Genomic DNA, 16361 nt, shown 5'->3' with positions numbered 1-16361 from the left:
AGCGTGAGACGGTCTCACTTAAAAATAACGTCAAATATTTGGCAACCAGCGAAGTACCATCAGGAATCAGGGAGAGGCATTCATGCGCGTTTTAACCCCCCTCTGCAGCGCGATTTTGCTGGCCATGGCCTGCACTTCTCAGGCTCAGGCGATGTCATTGACCGAGGCGATCCAGAGCACCATTGCGACCCACCCGGAACTGGCGTCGCGGGTCGATGCCCGGCTCTCGGCCGACGAGCAGGTTAAAGTCGCAAAAGGGGGCTTTTATCCATCGGTGGATTTGAACGCCGGCTACGGGCGCGGGTACAGCGATAACACCACCACTCGGGCGCAGGGCGATCACCACACCGAAATCCTCAACTACACCCAATCGGAACTGCGCCTGCGGCAGATGCTGTTCGACGGTTTCAATACCTCCAACGAAGTCTCGCGCACCAAAGGCGTGGCCAACTCGCGGGCCTATTACGCTCAGGGCACCGCCCAGGATCTTGCCCTGCGCACCGTCGAGGTGTACCTCGAAGTGCTCAAGCGTCGCGAACTGGTGACCCTGGCCAAGAACAACCTGCAAGCGCACATGCGGGTCAACGATCAGATCGGCTTGCGCACCCAGCGTGGGGTCGGCAGCAACGCCGACTCCGACCAGTCCACCGCTCGTCGGGCACTGGCGCAAAACAACCTCGACACCGCCGAAGTCGATCTGGCCGATGCCGAGACAAATTTCTACAGCGTCGTGGGGCGCATGCCAGATGAACTCGAAGCACCGCCATCGACCCGCGGCGAATTGCCCGCCACCCTGCCGGAAGCCCAGCAGAGCATGGTGGAAAATAACCCGTACCTGAAATCAGCCCAAGCCGATGTGCAATCGGCCGAGAGCCAGTACGAGGTCGCCAAGTCGCCGTTCTACCCACGCTTTGACGCTGAAGCTGCGGTGGGCGCGAACAACAATATTCAGGGCGATGAAGGCCACGACAACCAATGGCGAGTGGGTGTGGTGATGAACTACAACCTGTTCCGTGGCGGCAGCGACAAGGCGCGGCTGGCTTCCGATGCGCACCAGATCAACCAGGCGCTGGACATCCGCAACAACGCTCTGCGCCAGCTCAACGAGAACATCCACCTGGCATGGAACGCCATGCTCAATGCCAGGAAACAAACCCCGACCGCCCGTGAATACGCCGAAACCACCACCCGTGTGCGGGCCGCGTATCAGGATCAGTTCGGCCTGGGTCAACGGACCTTGCTCGACTTGCTCGACAGTGAAAACGAACTCTACAACGCCAACCGCCGCTACACCGAAGTGCGCTACACCGAGGAATTTTCGATGTACCGCGTGCTGGCGAACATGGGCCAGTTGCTGAGCAAACAACGGGTGGTACTGCCTGCCGATGCGATCGCCACCACCGAAGTGAAAAACGAAGCTCGCTTGCCTGAACTGAAATGAATTAACCCCGCTTGCCTGAATTGAAATGATGTAACCCCGCTTGCCTGAATTGAAATGATGTAACCCTGCGTAGGAGCTGCCGAAGGCTGCGATCTTTTGATCTTGATCTTTAAAAGCAAAATCAAAAGATCGCAGCCTTCGGCAGCTCCTACAGGGAGATGTGTATCCATTGCCACGGTTCAACAGGAGCGATCAAGTGACCAGCATGGAACCCGGCAACATTGGCGTCGATCCGCGTCTGAGCTTCGATGACCCGTTTCTGGACGGTCTGTTGATCCTCTGCAAACTTCATGGCGCGACGGTCAGTCGCGCCAGCCTGAGTGCCGGGCTGCCAATGGCACACCAACGCTTGAGCCTGGACCTGCTGCCGCGTGCAGCGGCCCGGGCCGGTTTGCAGGCGCGTGTGTTGCGCCGTGAACTGGGGGAGATTTGCGCGCTCAACCTGCCTGTGATGCTGATCCTCAACCATGGCCGCTGCGCGATCCTGCGTCGCTTCGGCGATGACGGTCAGGCACTGATTCTGCCGAGCGAAGCCGACGGCGGAGAACAATGGGTCAGCACGGACGAGCTGGCCGCCAACTACAGCGGCCAAGCCTTGTTCGCCCGGCCTCGGCATGAACTCGAAGACCTGCGCGCACCGCTGGTGCCGCGAGTCGAGGCATGGTTTCGCGACACCTTGAAGTTATCGAAGTGGTTGTACAGCGATGCAATCCTGGCGAGTTTTCTGATCAACCTGCTGGGGCTGATGGTGCCGCTGTTCGTGATGCAGACCTACGACCGGGTGGTGCCGAACCAGGCCACTTCAACCTTGTGGGTGCTGTCGATCGGCTTGCTGATCGGCACCGGTTTCGAACTGGTGCTGCGGGTGGTTCGCGCGCACTTGCTGGACACCGCCGGGAAGAAAACCGACGTGATTCTTTCGGCGACCTTGTTCGAACGCATCACCGGCATGGCGATGAAAGCGCGGCCAGCAACCATCGGTGGTTTCGCCCAGAGCATTCATGATTTTCAGGGCCTGCGGGAATTTCTCACTGCCGTCACACTGACCAGCCTGATCGACCTGCCCTTCGCGGTGCTGATGCTGGTAGTGATCGGCCTGCTCGGTGGCTGGCTGGTAGTGATTCCGCTGTTGGCTTTCCCCATCACGATCATTTTTGCCATGGTGATTCAGGCGCGTCTGCGCGACACGGTGCACAAGAGTCTGAGCCTTGGCGCCGAACGCCAGGCCCTGCTGATCGAAACCCTCGGTGGCCTGGAAACCCTCAAGGCGTGCAGCGCCGAAAGCGAACGCCAGCACAAATGGGAAAGCACCCACGGCGCCCTCACCCGCCTCGACAGCCATGCACGCAACCTCTCGGCGCTGGCCACCAACGGCACGTTGTTCATTCAGCAATTGTGCGGCATGGCGACCATCATCGCCGGGGTCTACAGCATCATCGCCGGCAACCTCAGCGTCGGCGCGCTGGTGGCGACCTACATGCTCGGCAGCCGCGTGCTTGCGCCTCTGGGACAGATCGCCGGGCTGATCACCCGGTATCAGCAAGCGCAACTGACCATGAAAAGCACCGATGCGCTGATGTCGTTGCCGCAGGAGCGTGACGCCAAACAGCGGCCATTGGAGCGCACGCAACTGCAAGGCGCACTCGACGTCAGCGGCGTGACGTTCCACTACAACGGCCAAAATGCTTCTGCGCTGGCCAACGTCAGCTTCAGCATGAAACCCGGCGAACGGGTTGGCATCATCGGCCGCAGCGGTTCGGGCAAAAGCACGTTGGCGCGGCTGGTGATGGGTTTCTATACGCCGGAAGAAGGCCAGGTGCTGCTCGATGGCCTGGACCTGCGGCAACTGGATGTCGCCGACCTGCGTCAACAGATCGGTTACGTCGCCCACGACCTGCCATTGCTGGCCGGCAGCCTGCGCGACAACCTGACCCTCGGCGCGCGTTACATCAGCGATGCCCGAATGCTCGAAGTCGCTGAACTGACCGGCGTCACCGAGCTGGCTCGTCAGCATCCCCAGGGCTTCGATCGGCCGGTGGGCGAGCGCGGTCAGCTGCTGTCGGGCGGTCAACGCCAAGCGGTGTTACTGGCCCGCGCGTTGTTGCTCGACCCGCCGATCATGCTGCTCGACGAACCCACCAGCGCCATGGACAACAGCAGCGAAGACGTCCTGCGAAAAAAACTCCACGGCTGGATTCAGGGCAAAACCCTGCTGCTGATCACTCATCGCACCTCGATGCTCAGCCTGGTGGACCGGTTGGTGGTGCTGGACAACGGGCGAATCGTCGCCGACGGCCCCAAAGAAGCGGTCATCGATGCACTGCGCAAGGGCCGTGTCGGCTCTGCGACAGTTTAGGGGCACTGACACATGAACTGTGGCGAGGGGGCTTGCCCCCGTTCGGCTGCGAAGCAGTCGTAAACCTGCTAGCTCGATCGGCCTGATACAACGGGGTGAATGGCTTTGGGGCCGCTTCGCGACCCAACGGGGGCAAGCCCCCTCGCCACAAAGCTCCCTCGCCACAGGTTTGGGTTTGGCTTTATTTCTCTAACTGACGGGTATCGCCCATGTCTGCTCAAACACCGGATTCAGCGGCCCGAAGCTACCTGGGCAGTTTCAGCAAAAGTGCCGAAAGCGAATTCATGCCGGAAACCGCTGGTGCCTCGTTGCAAGATTCGCCGCGCTGGTCGCGGATCACCGTGTGGCTGGCCGCGGCGCTGCTGGTCACCTCGCTGGTCTGGGCGAAGTTCGCCGTGTTGCAGGAAGTCACCACGGGCGAAGGCAAGGCGATTCCGTCAAGCAAGATTCAGGTGATCCAGAACCTGGAGGGGGGCATCGTCACGGAAATCTTCGTGCGCGAAGGGCAAATGGTGAACAAGGGCGATACCTTGCTGCGCCTGGATGACACGCGATTTCTGTCGAACAAGGGTGAAAGCGAAGCGGACCGCTATGCGCTGACCGCACAAGTCGAACGGCTGTCCGCCGAAGCGGAAGGCCGGCCGTTCAAGCTGTCCGCGGAAGTGATCGCCAAGGCGCCGCAAGTGGCCGAGGACGAACGCTCGCTGTACGAACAACGTCAGCGCAGACTGGCCAGCGAGCAGCGCACGCTGACCGAACAACTTCGGCAGAAAACTCAAGAACTGGCGGAGTTCCGTTCCAAACAAGGGCAGTTCAGTTCCAGCCTGGCGCTGCTGCAACAAGAGATGAACATGTCGGCGCCGCTGGTGGGCACCGGTGCGGTTTCGCCGGTGGAAATCCTGCGACTCAAACGCAGCGCGGTGGAAATCCGTGGCTCGCTGAACGCCACGACCCTGGCGATTCCCCGTGCCGAATCGGCCATCAATGAGATCAAAAGCAAGATCGACGAGTCCGAACAATCCTTCCGTTCGGACGCGGCAAAAGAGCTGAATGAGAAACGCACCGAACTGTCGAAAATCACTGCCTCAAGCATTGCCATCGACGACCGGGTGACGCGCACCACTGTGGTGTCACCGGTGCACGGCATCATCAAAATGCTGAAGGTCAACACCATCGGCGGCGTGGTCCAGCCGGGCAACGACATGGTGGAAATCGTGCCGCTGGAAGACAACCTGCTGATCGAAGCCAAAGTCCGGCCACAAGACGTGGCCTTCCTGCATCCGGGCCAGAAAGCCATGGTCAAGTTCAGCGCTTACGACTACACGATTTACGGCGGGCTGAGTGCGAAGCTGGAGCTGATCGGGGCGGACACCATCACCGATGACAAGGGCAACAGCTTTTATCTGATACAGGTAAGAACCGACAAAAATCACTTGGGCGGGGATGCGAAACCGTTGCTGATCATTCCGGGAATGATAGCGACCGTGGACATTATTACCGGGGAGAAAAGTGTGCTGGATTACCTGCTTAAACCGGTGTTGAAAGCGCGGACTGAGGCGATGCGCGAGCGTTGATCGCTTATCAGTGATCGTTCCCACGCTCCGCGTGGGAATGTCGCCCGGGACGCTTCGCGTCCCTTTCCGGATGTGACGCAGAGCGTCACTGGATGCATTCCCACGCAGAGCATGGGAACGATCATCGCCCGTGATTTTTTTGGTAGGTTTCCTCCCCCATCGCCGCAATCTGCCCCTCGATCAACGCCTCGAACGGTTTTAACAACGGCTCAAAACTGACGGGTGATTCAAGCGTCTGCAACGCCTGCACAATCGCCTCCACCGTCGACAACGCCCCAGGCCCCGGCGCCTTGCGCAGGCGATAACGGGACACCCCACCCTCGGCCAATGTCACCCTGGGCAACGCCGCCAACAGCGGATTGAGGTGCAGCATTTTGCGCGCCTTGCGCCAGGTGCCGTCCGGGACCACCAGCAATAGCGGTTCATCATGGGTGGTGTAAGTTTGCAACGGCTGCGCCTCGTCGGCAGGAAACAGCAACCGCGCCTGATAGCCCGGCTGATTCAACAGCGCCGGCAAATCCGCGAACACTTCGCCAACAATCAACTCGGCATTCTTCAACCCCAATGCTGCCAACCGCGCGGTGTTCAGCGCATGGTTCACTTCGCTCGGATGTTGCAACAACAGCACCCGGGTGCGGCTGTCGAGGCTCGGGATCAGCGGGCACAGGCAGTGAGTTTGTGGACGCAGGCAGCGTGGGCATTGGATTCTGGACATGTTCTCAAACCTGATTGAGCTGTGCTTTGAGCAAATCGCGAAAAGTCTGGATCAGCGGTTCGCGGCTGCGGCCACGGCGCACGATCATCGAGAACGGAGCCTGATAACCGAACGTCGCTGGCAGCAACACGCGCAAATCCCCTTTGTCGGCCCAGGCTTGGGCGTAGTGCTCCGGCAGGTAACCGATGTAAGCGCCGGACAGCACCAGAATCAACTGGGCCTCCATGCTTTCCACAGTCGCCGCGCTGTGCTTGAAACCGTGGCGGGCCAGTTCGGCCTGGCTCCAATAGCCGCGACCGACCATGCGCTGCTGGGTGATGACTTGCTCGGGAATACGCCGCTCGGTGAACAGCGGATGGCGACTGCTGCAATACAGCCAGTGTTGCTCGCGGTACAGCGGCATGTAGACCAGACCGCTCATGCGCGTGGAAAAGGCGCCAATGGCCAGGTCGAGGCGGTTGTCCTGCACGCCGAGTTGCAGCTCGTAAGGGCTCATCACCGACAGATGCAAATGCACCGCCGGGTGCTCCTGACTGTAGGCACCGATGGCCTCGGCAAAGGGTAAGGCCTTGTCGCTGACGGTGGAGTCGATCACACCCAGGTTCAAGGTGCCGCGCAGCTCGCCTTTGAGGGCTGCGGCGTATTGTTCGAAACCTTCGAGTTCGGCCAACAGACGCAGGGTTTCCTGATGGAACAACTCGCCCTTGCTGGTCAGGCTGAAACCACCGCGACCGCGATGGCAAAGCACCAGGCCCAGGGCTGCTTCGAGCTGGCTCATGTAAGTGCTGATGGCCGAGGTCGAGAGGTTGAGCTCTTGCTGGGCGTTGGCGAACCCCTGATGGCGGACCACGCTGACGAAGATGCGCAATAGTTTCAGGTCGGGTAAAGCGTTGGCCATGGGGGACTCCAGCAGAAAACACGCAGACGATGACGCCTGTAGCAGCTGCCGAGCCTGCGAGGCTGCGTTCGGCTGCGAAGCAGTCGTGAAATCAGGCAACGCGGTGTTTCAGGTAGTCCTCGTGCTCAGGTTCTACGACTGCTTCGCAGCCGAACGCAGCCTCGCAGGCTCGGCAGCTGCTACATGAGCACTGCAAGTCTATCGCCGCCGCGCCCATTAGTTTAGAAAAATCTGAACTAAGTATTTGCCCGTAGCGATTCTTCCCGGCCACTGCATTTCGCAGAATCGGCCCACAGCGGTGCCCGTCTCTCCCCGAGCGTGCAACCGACATAAATAAAACAACGACGATGAGGCCTTACCCGTGGACAAGATTCTTCACCAACCACTGGGCGGCAACGAAATGCCGCGCTTCGGCGGCATCGCCACCATGCTGCGACTTCCCCATTTGCCCTCCGCCGCCGGCCTGGACGCGGCCTTTATCGGCATCCCGCTGGACATCGGCACATCGCTGCGCCCCGGCACCCGTTTCGGTCCGCGTGAAATCCGTGCGGAATCGGTGATGATCCGCCCGTACAACATGGCCACCGGCGCCGCGCCGTTCGACTCGCTGTCGGTTGCCGACATCGGTGACGTGGCGATCAACACGTTCAACCTGCTGGACGCCGTGCGGATCATTGAAGAAGCCTACGACAACATCCTGGAACACGATGTAATCCCCCTGACCCTCGGCGGCGATCACACCATCACCCTGCCGATTCTGCGTGCCATCCACAAAAAGCACGGCAAGGTCGGCCTGGTGCACATCGATGCGCACGCCGATGTGAACGATCACATGTTCGGCGAGAAGATCGCCCACGGCACCACCTTCCGTCGCGCCGTAGAAGAAGGTCTTCTGGATTGCGACCGCGTGGTGCAAATTGGCCTGCGCGCGCAGGGTTACACCGCTGACGACTTCAACTGGAGCCGTAATCAAGGCTTCCGTGTGGTTCAGGCTGAAGAATGCTGGCACAAATCCCTGGCGCCGCTGATGGCCGAAGTTCGCGAGAAAGTCGGCGGCGGTCCGGTGTACCTGAGTTTCGACATCGACGGCATCGACCCGGCCTGGGCACCCGGCACTGGCACCCCGGAAATCGGCGGTCTGACGACCATTCAGGCGATTGAAATCGTGCGCGGCTGCCAAGGCCTCGATCTGGTCGGCTGCGATCTGGTGGAAGTCTCGCCAGCGTACGACACCACCGGTAACACCTCGTTGTTGGGCGCCAACCTGCTGTACGAAATGCTCTGCGCATTGCCGGGCGTGGTTCATCGCTGAGGATCGGTCATGAATGAACGTGATCAGGTACTCAACGCCGCCGCAGAACTGGTGTCAGCCTTTGCCCGTAACGATCGCGAAGCCTACTTCGGCGCATTCAGCGCCGACGCCAGTTTCGTGTTCTACACCCTCGAGCAGCCCTTGCTGTCGCGCGATGCCTATCAGGCGTTGTGGGACAGCTGGCGCGCCGAGAATGGCTTCGAGGTGCTGTCATGCACCTCGAGCAACGCCTTCGTCAGCCTGCAAGGTGACGTGGCAATTTTCATCCATGACGTGGCCACCGAGCTGCGCATGCAAGGGGAGCAACACTTCAGCCAGGAGCGCGAGACGATTGTTTTCAAGAAACAAGCGTCTGGCCAAGAACAACAAGGCCTATGGCTGGCCTGCCACGAACATTTATCCGCAATGCCGGAAGGGCTGCCACCCCCTTAGCCAAAGTGACGCTCACGCACGATGAGCGCGCCTTTATGATCGGAGCAGATCATGAATAACAACAACAAAGACCAAAGCCTTACGCAAATCGAAACCCACGGGGTCGAACAGATCCCGGACAACGAACGCACCGCAGGCCCAACGGACTTGTTCCGGATGATCTTCGGCGGTTCCAACACCTTTGCCACCGCCGTGCTCGGCAGTTTCCCGGTACTGTTTGGCCTGTCTTTCCAGGCGGGCGTCTGGGCGATTGTGCTGGGCGTGTTGCTGGGTTCGCTGATCCTCGCGCCGATGGGTTTGTTCGGGCCGCTTAACGGCACCAACAACGCCGTGTCGTCCGGTGCGCATTTCGGCGTGCACGGGCGGATCGTCGGTTCGTTCCTGTCGCTGCTGACCGCCATCGCCTTCTTCTCGCTCTCGGTGTGGAGTTCGGGCGATGCGTTGATCGGTGGCGCGAAACGCCTGATCGGCCTGCCGGAAACCGACCTGACGTTAGGCCTGGCCTACGGTCTGTTCGCGATCCTGGTTCTGACGGTGTGCATCTATGGTTTCCGCTTCCTGCTGTGGGTCAACAAAATCGCCGTGTGGAGCGCCAGCCTGTTGTTCCTGTTGGGCATCTTTGCTTTCGCCGGTCCTTTCGATGTGAACTACGCCGGCAGCGTGAGCCTCGGTCAACCGGGTTTCTGGGCGGCCTTCATCGGCGCGGCACTGGTAGCGATGAGCAACCCGATTTCCTTCGGCGCGTTCCTCGGCGACTGGTCGCGCTACATCCCGCGTGACACCTCCAAGCGCCGGATCATGGCCGCCGTGGTGATCTCGCAGATCGCCACCTTCATCCCGTTCCTGTTCGGCCTCGCCACCGCCACCATCGTGGCGATCAAGGCACCGGACTACATCGCGGCCAACAACTACGTCGGCGGTCTGCTGGCGGTGTCGCCGAGCTGGTTCTTCCTGCCGGTGTGCCTGATTGCGGTGATTGGCGGCATGTCCACCGGCACCACCTCGCTGTATGGCACCGGGCTGGACATGTCCAGCGTGTTCCCGCGGGTGCTGTCGCGGGTCAAGGCAACGTTGCTGATCGGCGTGATGTCGATTGCGTTCATCTTCATCGGGCGCTTTGCGGCGAACCTGGTGCAGAGCGTGTCGACCTTCGCCGTGCTGATCATCACCTGCACCACCCCATGGATGGTGATCATGATCATCGGCCTGCTGGTGCGTCGCGGCTTCTATTGCCCGGATGACCTGCAAGTGTTCACCCGTGGCGAAAAAGGTGGCCGTTACTGGTTCACCCACGGCTGGAACTGGCGCGGCCTGGGTGCCTGGATCCCAAGTGCGCTGGTGGGTTTGTGCTTCGTGAACCTGCCGGGGCAGTTTGTCGGCGTATTGGGCGATCTGGCCGGGGGCATCGACATCTCCCTGCCGGTGACGCTGGGCCTGGCTTGCGTGGTGTACCTGACGCTGCTGAGTCTGTTCCCGGAACCGCGGGAAGTGTTTGGCCCGACCGACGCACGCAGCAAGGGCACTGATTCGCTCGGTAAACCGGCGATGCGTCAAGTTGCCTGATTCACCGGATTACCTGTGGTCAACGCATTACCTGTGGGAGCGAGGCTTGCCCGCGAAGAACGATGACGCGGTCTGCCTGATGGGCAGCGGCGCAGCCATCGCGGGCAAGCCACGCTCCCACAGGAATTGGTATTCCCACAAAGATTGATTTTCGCCTCACCATAAAAAAGACAATCGGAGAATCGCCATCATGGCTTTGGATTTATTCGTCGTTCTCATTTACGCCGCCGCGATGCTGGTGCTCGGCTACTTCGGCATGCGCAAGGCCAAGACCCACGAAGACTATTTGGTCGCCGGTCGCAACCTCGGCCCTGGTCTCTACATGGGCACCATGGCCGCTACCGTTCTGGGTGGTGCGTCCACCGTCGGCACCGTGCGCCTGGGCTATGTTCATGGCATTTCCGGTTTCTGGCTGTGCGCCGCCCTGGGTTGCGGGATCGTCGCGCTGAACCTGTTCCTGGCCAAACCGCTGCTGAAACTGAAGGTATTCACCGTTACCCAGGTGCTGGAAAAACGCTACAACCCAATGGCTCGTACCGCGAGCGCAACCATCATGCTGGCCTATGCGCTGATGATCGGTGTGACCTCGATCCTGGCGATCGGCACTGTGCTGCAAGTGCTTTTCGGTCTGCCGTTCTGGCTCTCGGTGCTGCTCGGCGGCGGTGTGGTGGTGATCTACTCGACCATCGGTGGCATGTGGTCCCTGACCCTGACCGACATCGTCCAGTTCGGGATCCAGACCGTGGGCCTGATGTTCCTGTTGCTGCCGATCTGTCTGTACCGTGTCGGTGGCTGGGATCAACTGGTTGCCCAATTGCCCGCCGCCAGCTTCAACTTCACCAGCATCGGCTGGGACACCATCATCACCTACTTCCTGATCTACTTCTTCGGCATCCTGATTGGTCAAGATATCTGGCAACGGGTATTCACCGCACGAAGCGAAAAAGTCGCCAGGTACGCCGGTACATCAGCCGGGATTTACTGCATTGTCTACGGCCTGGTGTGTGCGCTGATCGGCATGGCTGCTCATGTGCTGATTCCGGATCTGGACAACGTCAACAATGCCTTTGCCGCCATCGTCAAAGTGTCCCTGCCGGACGGTATCCGCGGCCTGGTGATCGCTGCTGCACTGGCGGCCATGATGTCCACCGCCAGCGCCGGCCTGCTCGCCGCATCCACCACCCTGACCGAAGACCTGCTGCCGAAACTGCGCGGCGGTAAACAGTCGAACGTGAGCGTCAATCGCCTGTTTACCCTGCTGACCGGCATTGCAGTATTGGGCATCGCCCTGGTGGTCAATGATGTGATCAGCGCACTGACCCTGGCCTACAACTTGTTGGTGGGCGGCATGCTGATCCCGTTGATAGGTGCCATTTACTGGAAACGCGCCACGACGGCCGGCGCGATCACCAGCATGGCCCTGGGCTTTGTCACCGCGCTGGTGTTCATGTTCAAGGACGGTATGGACGCCAACACCCCGATTTACTACAGCCTTGCCGTAGGCCTGGTGAGTTTCGTGGTGGTCAGCTTGTTGTCCCGTCGCCCGGCCGTGGTAGCAAGCGCGATCTAAGCTTTCCTTAACGACTTGATGCTTTCTTCGACGGGTGTGGCGTCGGTTGCCACCCCGTTTTTTTTCGCCTGAAGGAATCTGCTTATGAAGATCGTCAGCCGCGATCAGTGGCGAATTCCCGGAACGCCTGGTGCACCCGGCCGAAGCGCAGATTCTGGCTTCTCCGGATGGTGAAAATACATTGAGTAGGGCTTTCGTCGGCGACGACATGTTCGAGGCTCATCCCGACTGCCCGCTGTGCTACGCCGAATACCGGGTAAAAGCCGCGCCGGCCACCGGTTTTATTGAAGAAGGCGACGTGCTTGATCTCGGTGATCGGGTCTTGCAAGTGCTGCACACGCCGGGGCATTCACCGGGCGGCATCAGCCTGTTCGAAGCGGCGACCGAAACCCTGTTCAGCGGCGACATCATTTACGACGGGCCACTGATCGAAGACGCCTACCACTCCAATCTCGATGACTACGCCCGCAGCCTGCAACGCTTGCGCGCACTACCGATCCGCACCGTGCATGGCGGGCATTTCGGCAGTTTTTCCGGGGAGTATTTACGCACGATGATAGACGAGTGGCAGCGTCGGCACGCCTGAAGCCTGCTGTACTCAGCACCAGGGATAACAATAATGACGCCCTCGAAGAACAACCATGACCAGAACAGCCGTTCGTACAGCCGTGCACCGCTTCATCAGCCGCCTGCTGGAAAATCAGCATGACTTTGACGACAGCTCCAACCTGATGCAGTTGGGACTGGATAAAGAAGATATTGAAGAACTGATCTTCCATCTAGAGGATCAGTTGGGACTGACAGCGTTTACCGCCGAAGAAGACCGGATGCTCAAGACCGCGACGACCGTCGATGACTTGAGCCGGTTTTTGATAGAGATCGGGCGGTATTGAGACGGGTTGTCAGGTACCACCGATATGACGAATGACCTCTGTGGCGAGGGAGCTTGCTCCCGCTCGATTGCGCAGCGATCGCAAGCTGCATCCGTGCTCGACTTGATCCACCTCTGTGGCGATGAACGGGGCCGCTGCGCGCCCCAGCGGGAGCAAGCTCCCTCGCCACAGGTGATTTGACAGATTTACCGGCGGCGCTGCTGTTGGCGGCGACGTTGTTCGTCGTCAGTGCGAATGGGCACGGGTTGCAGAGGCGGTTCGATCAAACCGAGTGCGACACCCAGGTCATGCAGCCAGTTTTGGATTTTCTCTTTCATGGTGCCCCCTTCAGGGTAGTGCCGAGCGGCTGAAGTTCTGTTGCCCCTTCGCACTGATAATAGTCCGAAGTCCTATGCAATGCTCGTCCAACATCGCAATGATCTGTTACTGAATTGATCCAAATCCCTGACCGTTAGTTCAAGCAAATGCCTGGGCCTGATTGGCTGTCGACGGATAGACCGCCTGCTGCTGTTCGATCCACGCATTCAGGTTGGCCCCGACCATGCCTTTGCGCCACATCAGCCAAGTGGTCGCGCTGGCGAACGGCTCGGCCAACGGGTGCACCGCCACACTTTCGCGCCCCGGCAGACTCGCGAGCATCGACTCCGACATCAGCGCCACGCCGGAGCCGGCAATCACGCAGGCGAGCATTCCCGGATAAGACTCGATCTCTATCGCCCGGCCCATGGCCGCATGGTCATGGGCAAACCAGGCTTCCAGACGCATCCGATAGGAACACCCCTGCCGAAACGTAAACACCGAACGTCCTTCGACATCCAGCGCGCTGCGTACCGGAGGATGATCGGCCTCGCTGATCAATACCAGCCGTTCATCGCACAACGGCACGCCGTCGAGCCCGGCCAGTTCCAGCGGGCCGTCCACCAGCGCCGCATCAAGACGCCCGGTGAGCAAACCTTCGAGCAATTCGCCGCTGGGCCCCGATTGCACTTGCAGGTTCACCGCCGGGTAACTGCGGTGATATCGCGCCAACAACTCCGGCAAATGAATCGCGGCGGTGCTGTACATGGTGCCGAGGACGAAATCCCCGGCCGGTTGTCCGCCCTGTACCGCTGCGTGGGCTTCGTCATGTAAAGCGAACAGCTTGGCGGTGTAGTCCAAGAGGACTTTTCCCGCAGGTGACAACTGCAAGCGCTGACGCTCACGTACGAATAGTTCGACACCGAGTTGCTCTTCAAGCTGCTTGAGCCGGGTCGACAGGTTGGACGGCACACGATGCAGGCGTTCAGCAGCGCGAGTAATGGAGCCCTCCTGCGCCACCGCCTGGAAGATCCGCAATTGGCTGAATTCCACGCAATTCTCCAAACCAGAACAAGTTTCTCACTATTATTCATTTTTAAAGAAAGTCAATCAGTCCTAGCCTGACGGTCATTGATCCTCGAAACGGAACTGCGACCATGTCCCCTCTGATCCGCTTAACCGCCAGCTTTATTGCCTTGATGATGGCCATGGGGATCGGGCGTTTCGCCCTGACCCCGCAACTGCCGCACTTGCTCAGCGAAGGCCTGATCGACCTGACTGCCGCCGGTCTGATTGCCGCCGCCAACTACCTGGGCTACTTCGTCGGAGCGGTGGACGCGATGTTCGCTCGTCGCCCCGGCCAGGTTCGTCGACGCCTGTTCGGCGGTTTGTGGCTCTGTGTGCTGCTGACTCTGGTCTCGTTCTGGGCCAACGGATTCTGGTGGCATCTGGCATTGCGTTTCGGCACAGGCGTGGCCAGCGCCTGGGTCTTGGTGATGATTACTGCATTGAGTCAACCGCTGGCAGCGGCGGCCGGTCGTCCGCGGCTTGGCGCCCTGGTCTTTGCCGGGCCGGGTCTGGGGATTTTTCTGACAGGATTATTGGCCTTGGGCTCGAACCTGCTGGGTCAGACGTCCGCGACGTTGTGGCTGGTGTATGCCGGAGTCGGGTTGGTGATGCTCTTGGGAATTCTGCCGTTTCTGCCGCAACCGGCTGCGCCTGTTATGGCGACCACGCCTGCTGCCACATCGGGCGCCCAAGGTGTCGGACGTTTACCGGTGATTTACGGGTTATACGGTTTGGGCTACATCATTCCGGCCACTTTCCTCTCGCAAATGGCCAGCGCGCAGTTCCACGGCCAATGGCAAGCCGACCTGTTCTGGCCATGCTTCGGCCTGGCGGCAGCAATCGGGGTGGTGTTGGTGAGCCTGCGTCGGCACAACCCGAATGCCACTCGCCATTGGCTGATGGCAACGTTGTGGTTGCAGGCGGGTGGCGTCTTCGCCTGCCTGTTGGGCAGCGGTGCCGGCCTGGCGTTGGGAGTGATCTTGTGCGGCGGACCGTTCCTGGCTTGCATGCAACTGGTGATGCAGCGCTCCCGGGAGCTGGCGCCCCATGCCACCCAGCGCAACGCCGGGCTGCTGACCGCGTGCTTCGCCGTGGGTCAGCTCAGCGGGCCCTTGCTGGCGGCGCTGAGCAGTCACTTCAGTGGTGGCTTGCAACCCGCCTTGCTGATCGCCGGCAGCGGTTTGATCATCGCGGGGGCTTTATTGTTGAGCCCGATCAGGGTTGCCCAAGTGCTTTGCGCAAGCGACGGCGGACCCACTGCTCTGCGCTCACAAAAGTGATCCCGAGCAGCACCAGCACCGCGCCGATCACAAAGTTGAGGCTCAGTTCTTCGCCCAGCAGCACCACGCCGAATGTGACGCCGAACAACGGCGTCATGAACGAAAACACCGCCAGGTTCGCTGCCAGATAACGGCGCAGGAGCCAGAACCAGGTCAGGTAACTGAAGAACGACACCACCAATCCCTGGAACAGCACGCTGGCCACGGCAACCGTGGTCAGGCTGACATGAGTGACCTGCCCGCTGAGGATCGCGATCAACAACAGGCCGACGAAGCCGACGATCAACTGATAAAAAAGCGTCAGAGTCACCGGCGCTTCCGATAAACGCGAGGCGCGCACTACAACAGTGGTCGCGCCCCATGATGCGCCCGCCAGCACGCCCAAAGCATCGCCCATCAGCATGCGGTGGTCGAGGTTGTCCCACGACACGCCACCGGCAAACGCGATGGCAATGCCGATGAAGGCAAGAACAATCCCCAACCACTGCACCGGTCTTAAACGCTCACTGGGCAGCAGCCAATGCACGCCCAACGCGGTGAAGATCGGCGCGGTATAAAGGAACACCGACATGTGCGCGGCCGTGGTCAATTGCAGGCCTTCGGAAATGAAGAAGAACTCCAGGCCAAACAATGCACCCGCCAGCAAACCGCCGCGCCAGGTGCTGCCGACCTGATCCCAGCCGCCCTTCCAGCAGATCAACAATCCCACGAGTAACGCGGAAATGCCTGACCGCCCCGCTGCTTGCATGACGGGCGCAATATCGGGCGCGGCCCACTTGATCATCACCTGCTGCACGCCCCAGATCAGGCACAGCCCGACCATCACTTGCAGGGCAAATCCATCGGCGCTACGCCGGCTGGCGCTCACCGGAACACCTCGATAACACAATCCATGGCAGTGACTCGACAGTAAACAACTTCCACCGTGATGCATTCCTTGTAGCAGCTGCCGAAGGCTGCGA

The 16361-nt window shown here is 60.3% G+C and carries 14 protein-coding genes and 1 pseudogene; 10 read left to right on the top strand and 5 right to left on the bottom strand.

Going from position 1 to position 16361, the window contains the following annotated elements; all coding sequences use genetic code 11:
- Nucleotides 1-82: 82 nt before the first annotated feature.
- The 3 genes from FHW68_RS19590 (at nucleotide 83) to FHW68_RS19580 (ending at nucleotide 5371) form a co-directional block, all read left to right on the top strand.
- Nucleotides 83-1441: a TolC family outer membrane protein gene (locus FHW68_RS19590; protein ID WP_183682442.1), complete on the top strand. Its 1359-nt coding sequence runs from the start codon at nucleotides 83-85 to the stop codon at nucleotides 1439-1441.
- A gap of 196 nt (nucleotides 1442-1637) precedes the next feature.
- Complete coding sequence (locus FHW68_RS19585; RefSeq protein ID WP_183682440.1) at nucleotides 1638-3797, top strand: type I secretion system permease/ATPase; 2160 nt, start codon at nucleotides 1638-1640, stop codon at nucleotides 3795-3797.
- 209 nt (nucleotides 3798-4006) lie between these two features.
- Entirely contained in the window at nucleotides 4007-5371 is a 1365-nt protein-coding gene (locus tag FHW68_RS19580) for an HlyD family type I secretion periplasmic adaptor subunit (RefSeq protein WP_183682438.1), read from the top strand.
- A gap of 121 nt (nucleotides 5372-5492) precedes the next feature.
- Here the strand turns inward: FHW68_RS19580 and FHW68_RS19575 are convergent, their stop codons facing one another.
- Nucleotides 5493-6086, bottom strand: coding sequence for a tRNA-uridine aminocarboxypropyltransferase (locus FHW68_RS19575; RefSeq protein WP_095632089.1), 594 nt, complete (start codon nucleotides 6084-6086; stop codon nucleotides 5493-5495).
- A 4-nt stretch (nucleotides 6087-6090) separates the two neighbouring features.
- On the bottom strand, nucleotides 6091-6984 hold the full coding sequence (locus FHW68_RS19570; RefSeq protein WP_095632090.1) for a LysR family transcriptional regulator: 894 nt from the start codon (nucleotides 6982-6984) through the stop codon (nucleotides 6091-6093).
- Nucleotides 6985-7345: 361 nt separating this feature from the next.
- Between FHW68_RS19570 and speB the strand changes: the two genes are divergently transcribed.
- From speB to FHW68_RS19540, 6 genes and pseudogenes are all read left to right on the top strand, one after another.
- Entirely contained in the window at nucleotides 7346-8296 is a 951-nt protein-coding gene (speB, locus tag FHW68_RS19565) for an agmatinase (RefSeq protein ID WP_095632091.1), read from the top strand.
- Between the two features lie 9 nt (nucleotides 8297-8305).
- Nucleotides 8306-8728 carry a nuclear transport factor 2 family protein gene (locus FHW68_RS19560; protein WP_183682435.1) on the top strand — a complete coding sequence of 141 codons (423 nt, stop codon included), beginning with the start codon at nucleotides 8306-8308 and terminating at the stop codon, nucleotides 8726-8728.
- 51 nt (nucleotides 8729-8779) lie between these two features.
- Nucleotides 8780-10291, top strand: a complete 1512-nt coding sequence (locus tag FHW68_RS19555) for a cytosine permease (protein ID WP_183682432.1) — start codon at nucleotides 8780-8782, stop codon at nucleotides 10289-10291.
- 190 nt (nucleotides 10292-10481) lie between these two features.
- Nucleotides 10482-11861 carry a sodium:solute symporter gene (locus FHW68_RS19550; RefSeq protein ID WP_095632094.1) on the top strand — a complete coding sequence of 460 codons (1380 nt, stop codon included), beginning with the start codon at nucleotides 10482-10484 and terminating at the stop codon, nucleotides 11859-11861.
- Between the two features lie 112 nt (nucleotides 11862-11973).
- Nucleotides 11974-12447 (top strand): annotated as a pseudogene (locus FHW68_RS19545) (MBL fold metallo-hydrolase); the annotation flags it as partial.
- Between the two features lie 55 nt (nucleotides 12448-12502).
- Nucleotides 12503-12754, top strand: a complete 252-nt coding sequence (locus FHW68_RS19540; protein WP_183682429.1) for an acyl carrier protein — start codon at nucleotides 12503-12505, stop codon at nucleotides 12752-12754.
- Nucleotides 12755-12939: 185 nt separating this feature from the next.
- Here FHW68_RS19540 and FHW68_RS27325 read toward each other — a convergent pair whose 3' ends face one another.
- Both FHW68_RS27325 and ptrR read right to left on the bottom strand, forming a co-directional pair.
- A complete protein-coding gene (locus tag FHW68_RS27325; protein WP_256580670.1) occupies nucleotides 12940-13071 on the bottom strand; it encodes a PA1414 family protein in 132 nt (43 codons plus the stop codon).
- A gap of 139 nt (nucleotides 13072-13210) precedes the next feature.
- Nucleotides 13211-14104, bottom strand: coding sequence for a putrescine utilization regulator PtrR (gene ptrR / locus FHW68_RS19535; RefSeq protein ID WP_183682426.1), 894 nt, complete (start codon nucleotides 14102-14104; stop codon nucleotides 13211-13213).
- Between the two features lie 104 nt (nucleotides 14105-14208).
- Between ptrR and FHW68_RS19530 the strand changes: the two genes are divergently transcribed.
- Nucleotides 14209-15399 carry an MFS transporter gene (locus FHW68_RS19530; RefSeq protein WP_183682423.1) on the top strand — a complete coding sequence of 397 codons (1191 nt, stop codon included), beginning with the start codon at nucleotides 14209-14211 and terminating at the stop codon, nucleotides 15397-15399.
- Here FHW68_RS19530 and FHW68_RS19525 read toward each other — a convergent pair.
- On the bottom strand, nucleotides 15335-16267 hold the full coding sequence (locus FHW68_RS19525) for a DMT family transporter (protein WP_183682420.1): 933 nt from the start codon (nucleotides 16265-16267) through the stop codon (nucleotides 15335-15337). The genes FHW68_RS19530 and FHW68_RS19525 overlap by 65 nt on opposite strands.
- Between the last annotated feature and the right edge of the window lie 94 nt (nucleotides 16268-16361).

It is taken from the genome of Pseudomonas sp. Tn43 (assembly GCF_014192635.1).
Lineage (GTDB): Bacteria > Pseudomonadota > Gammaproteobacteria > Pseudomonadales > Pseudomonadaceae > Aquipseudomonas.
This window is presented reverse-complemented; position numbering and strand designations above follow the sequence as displayed.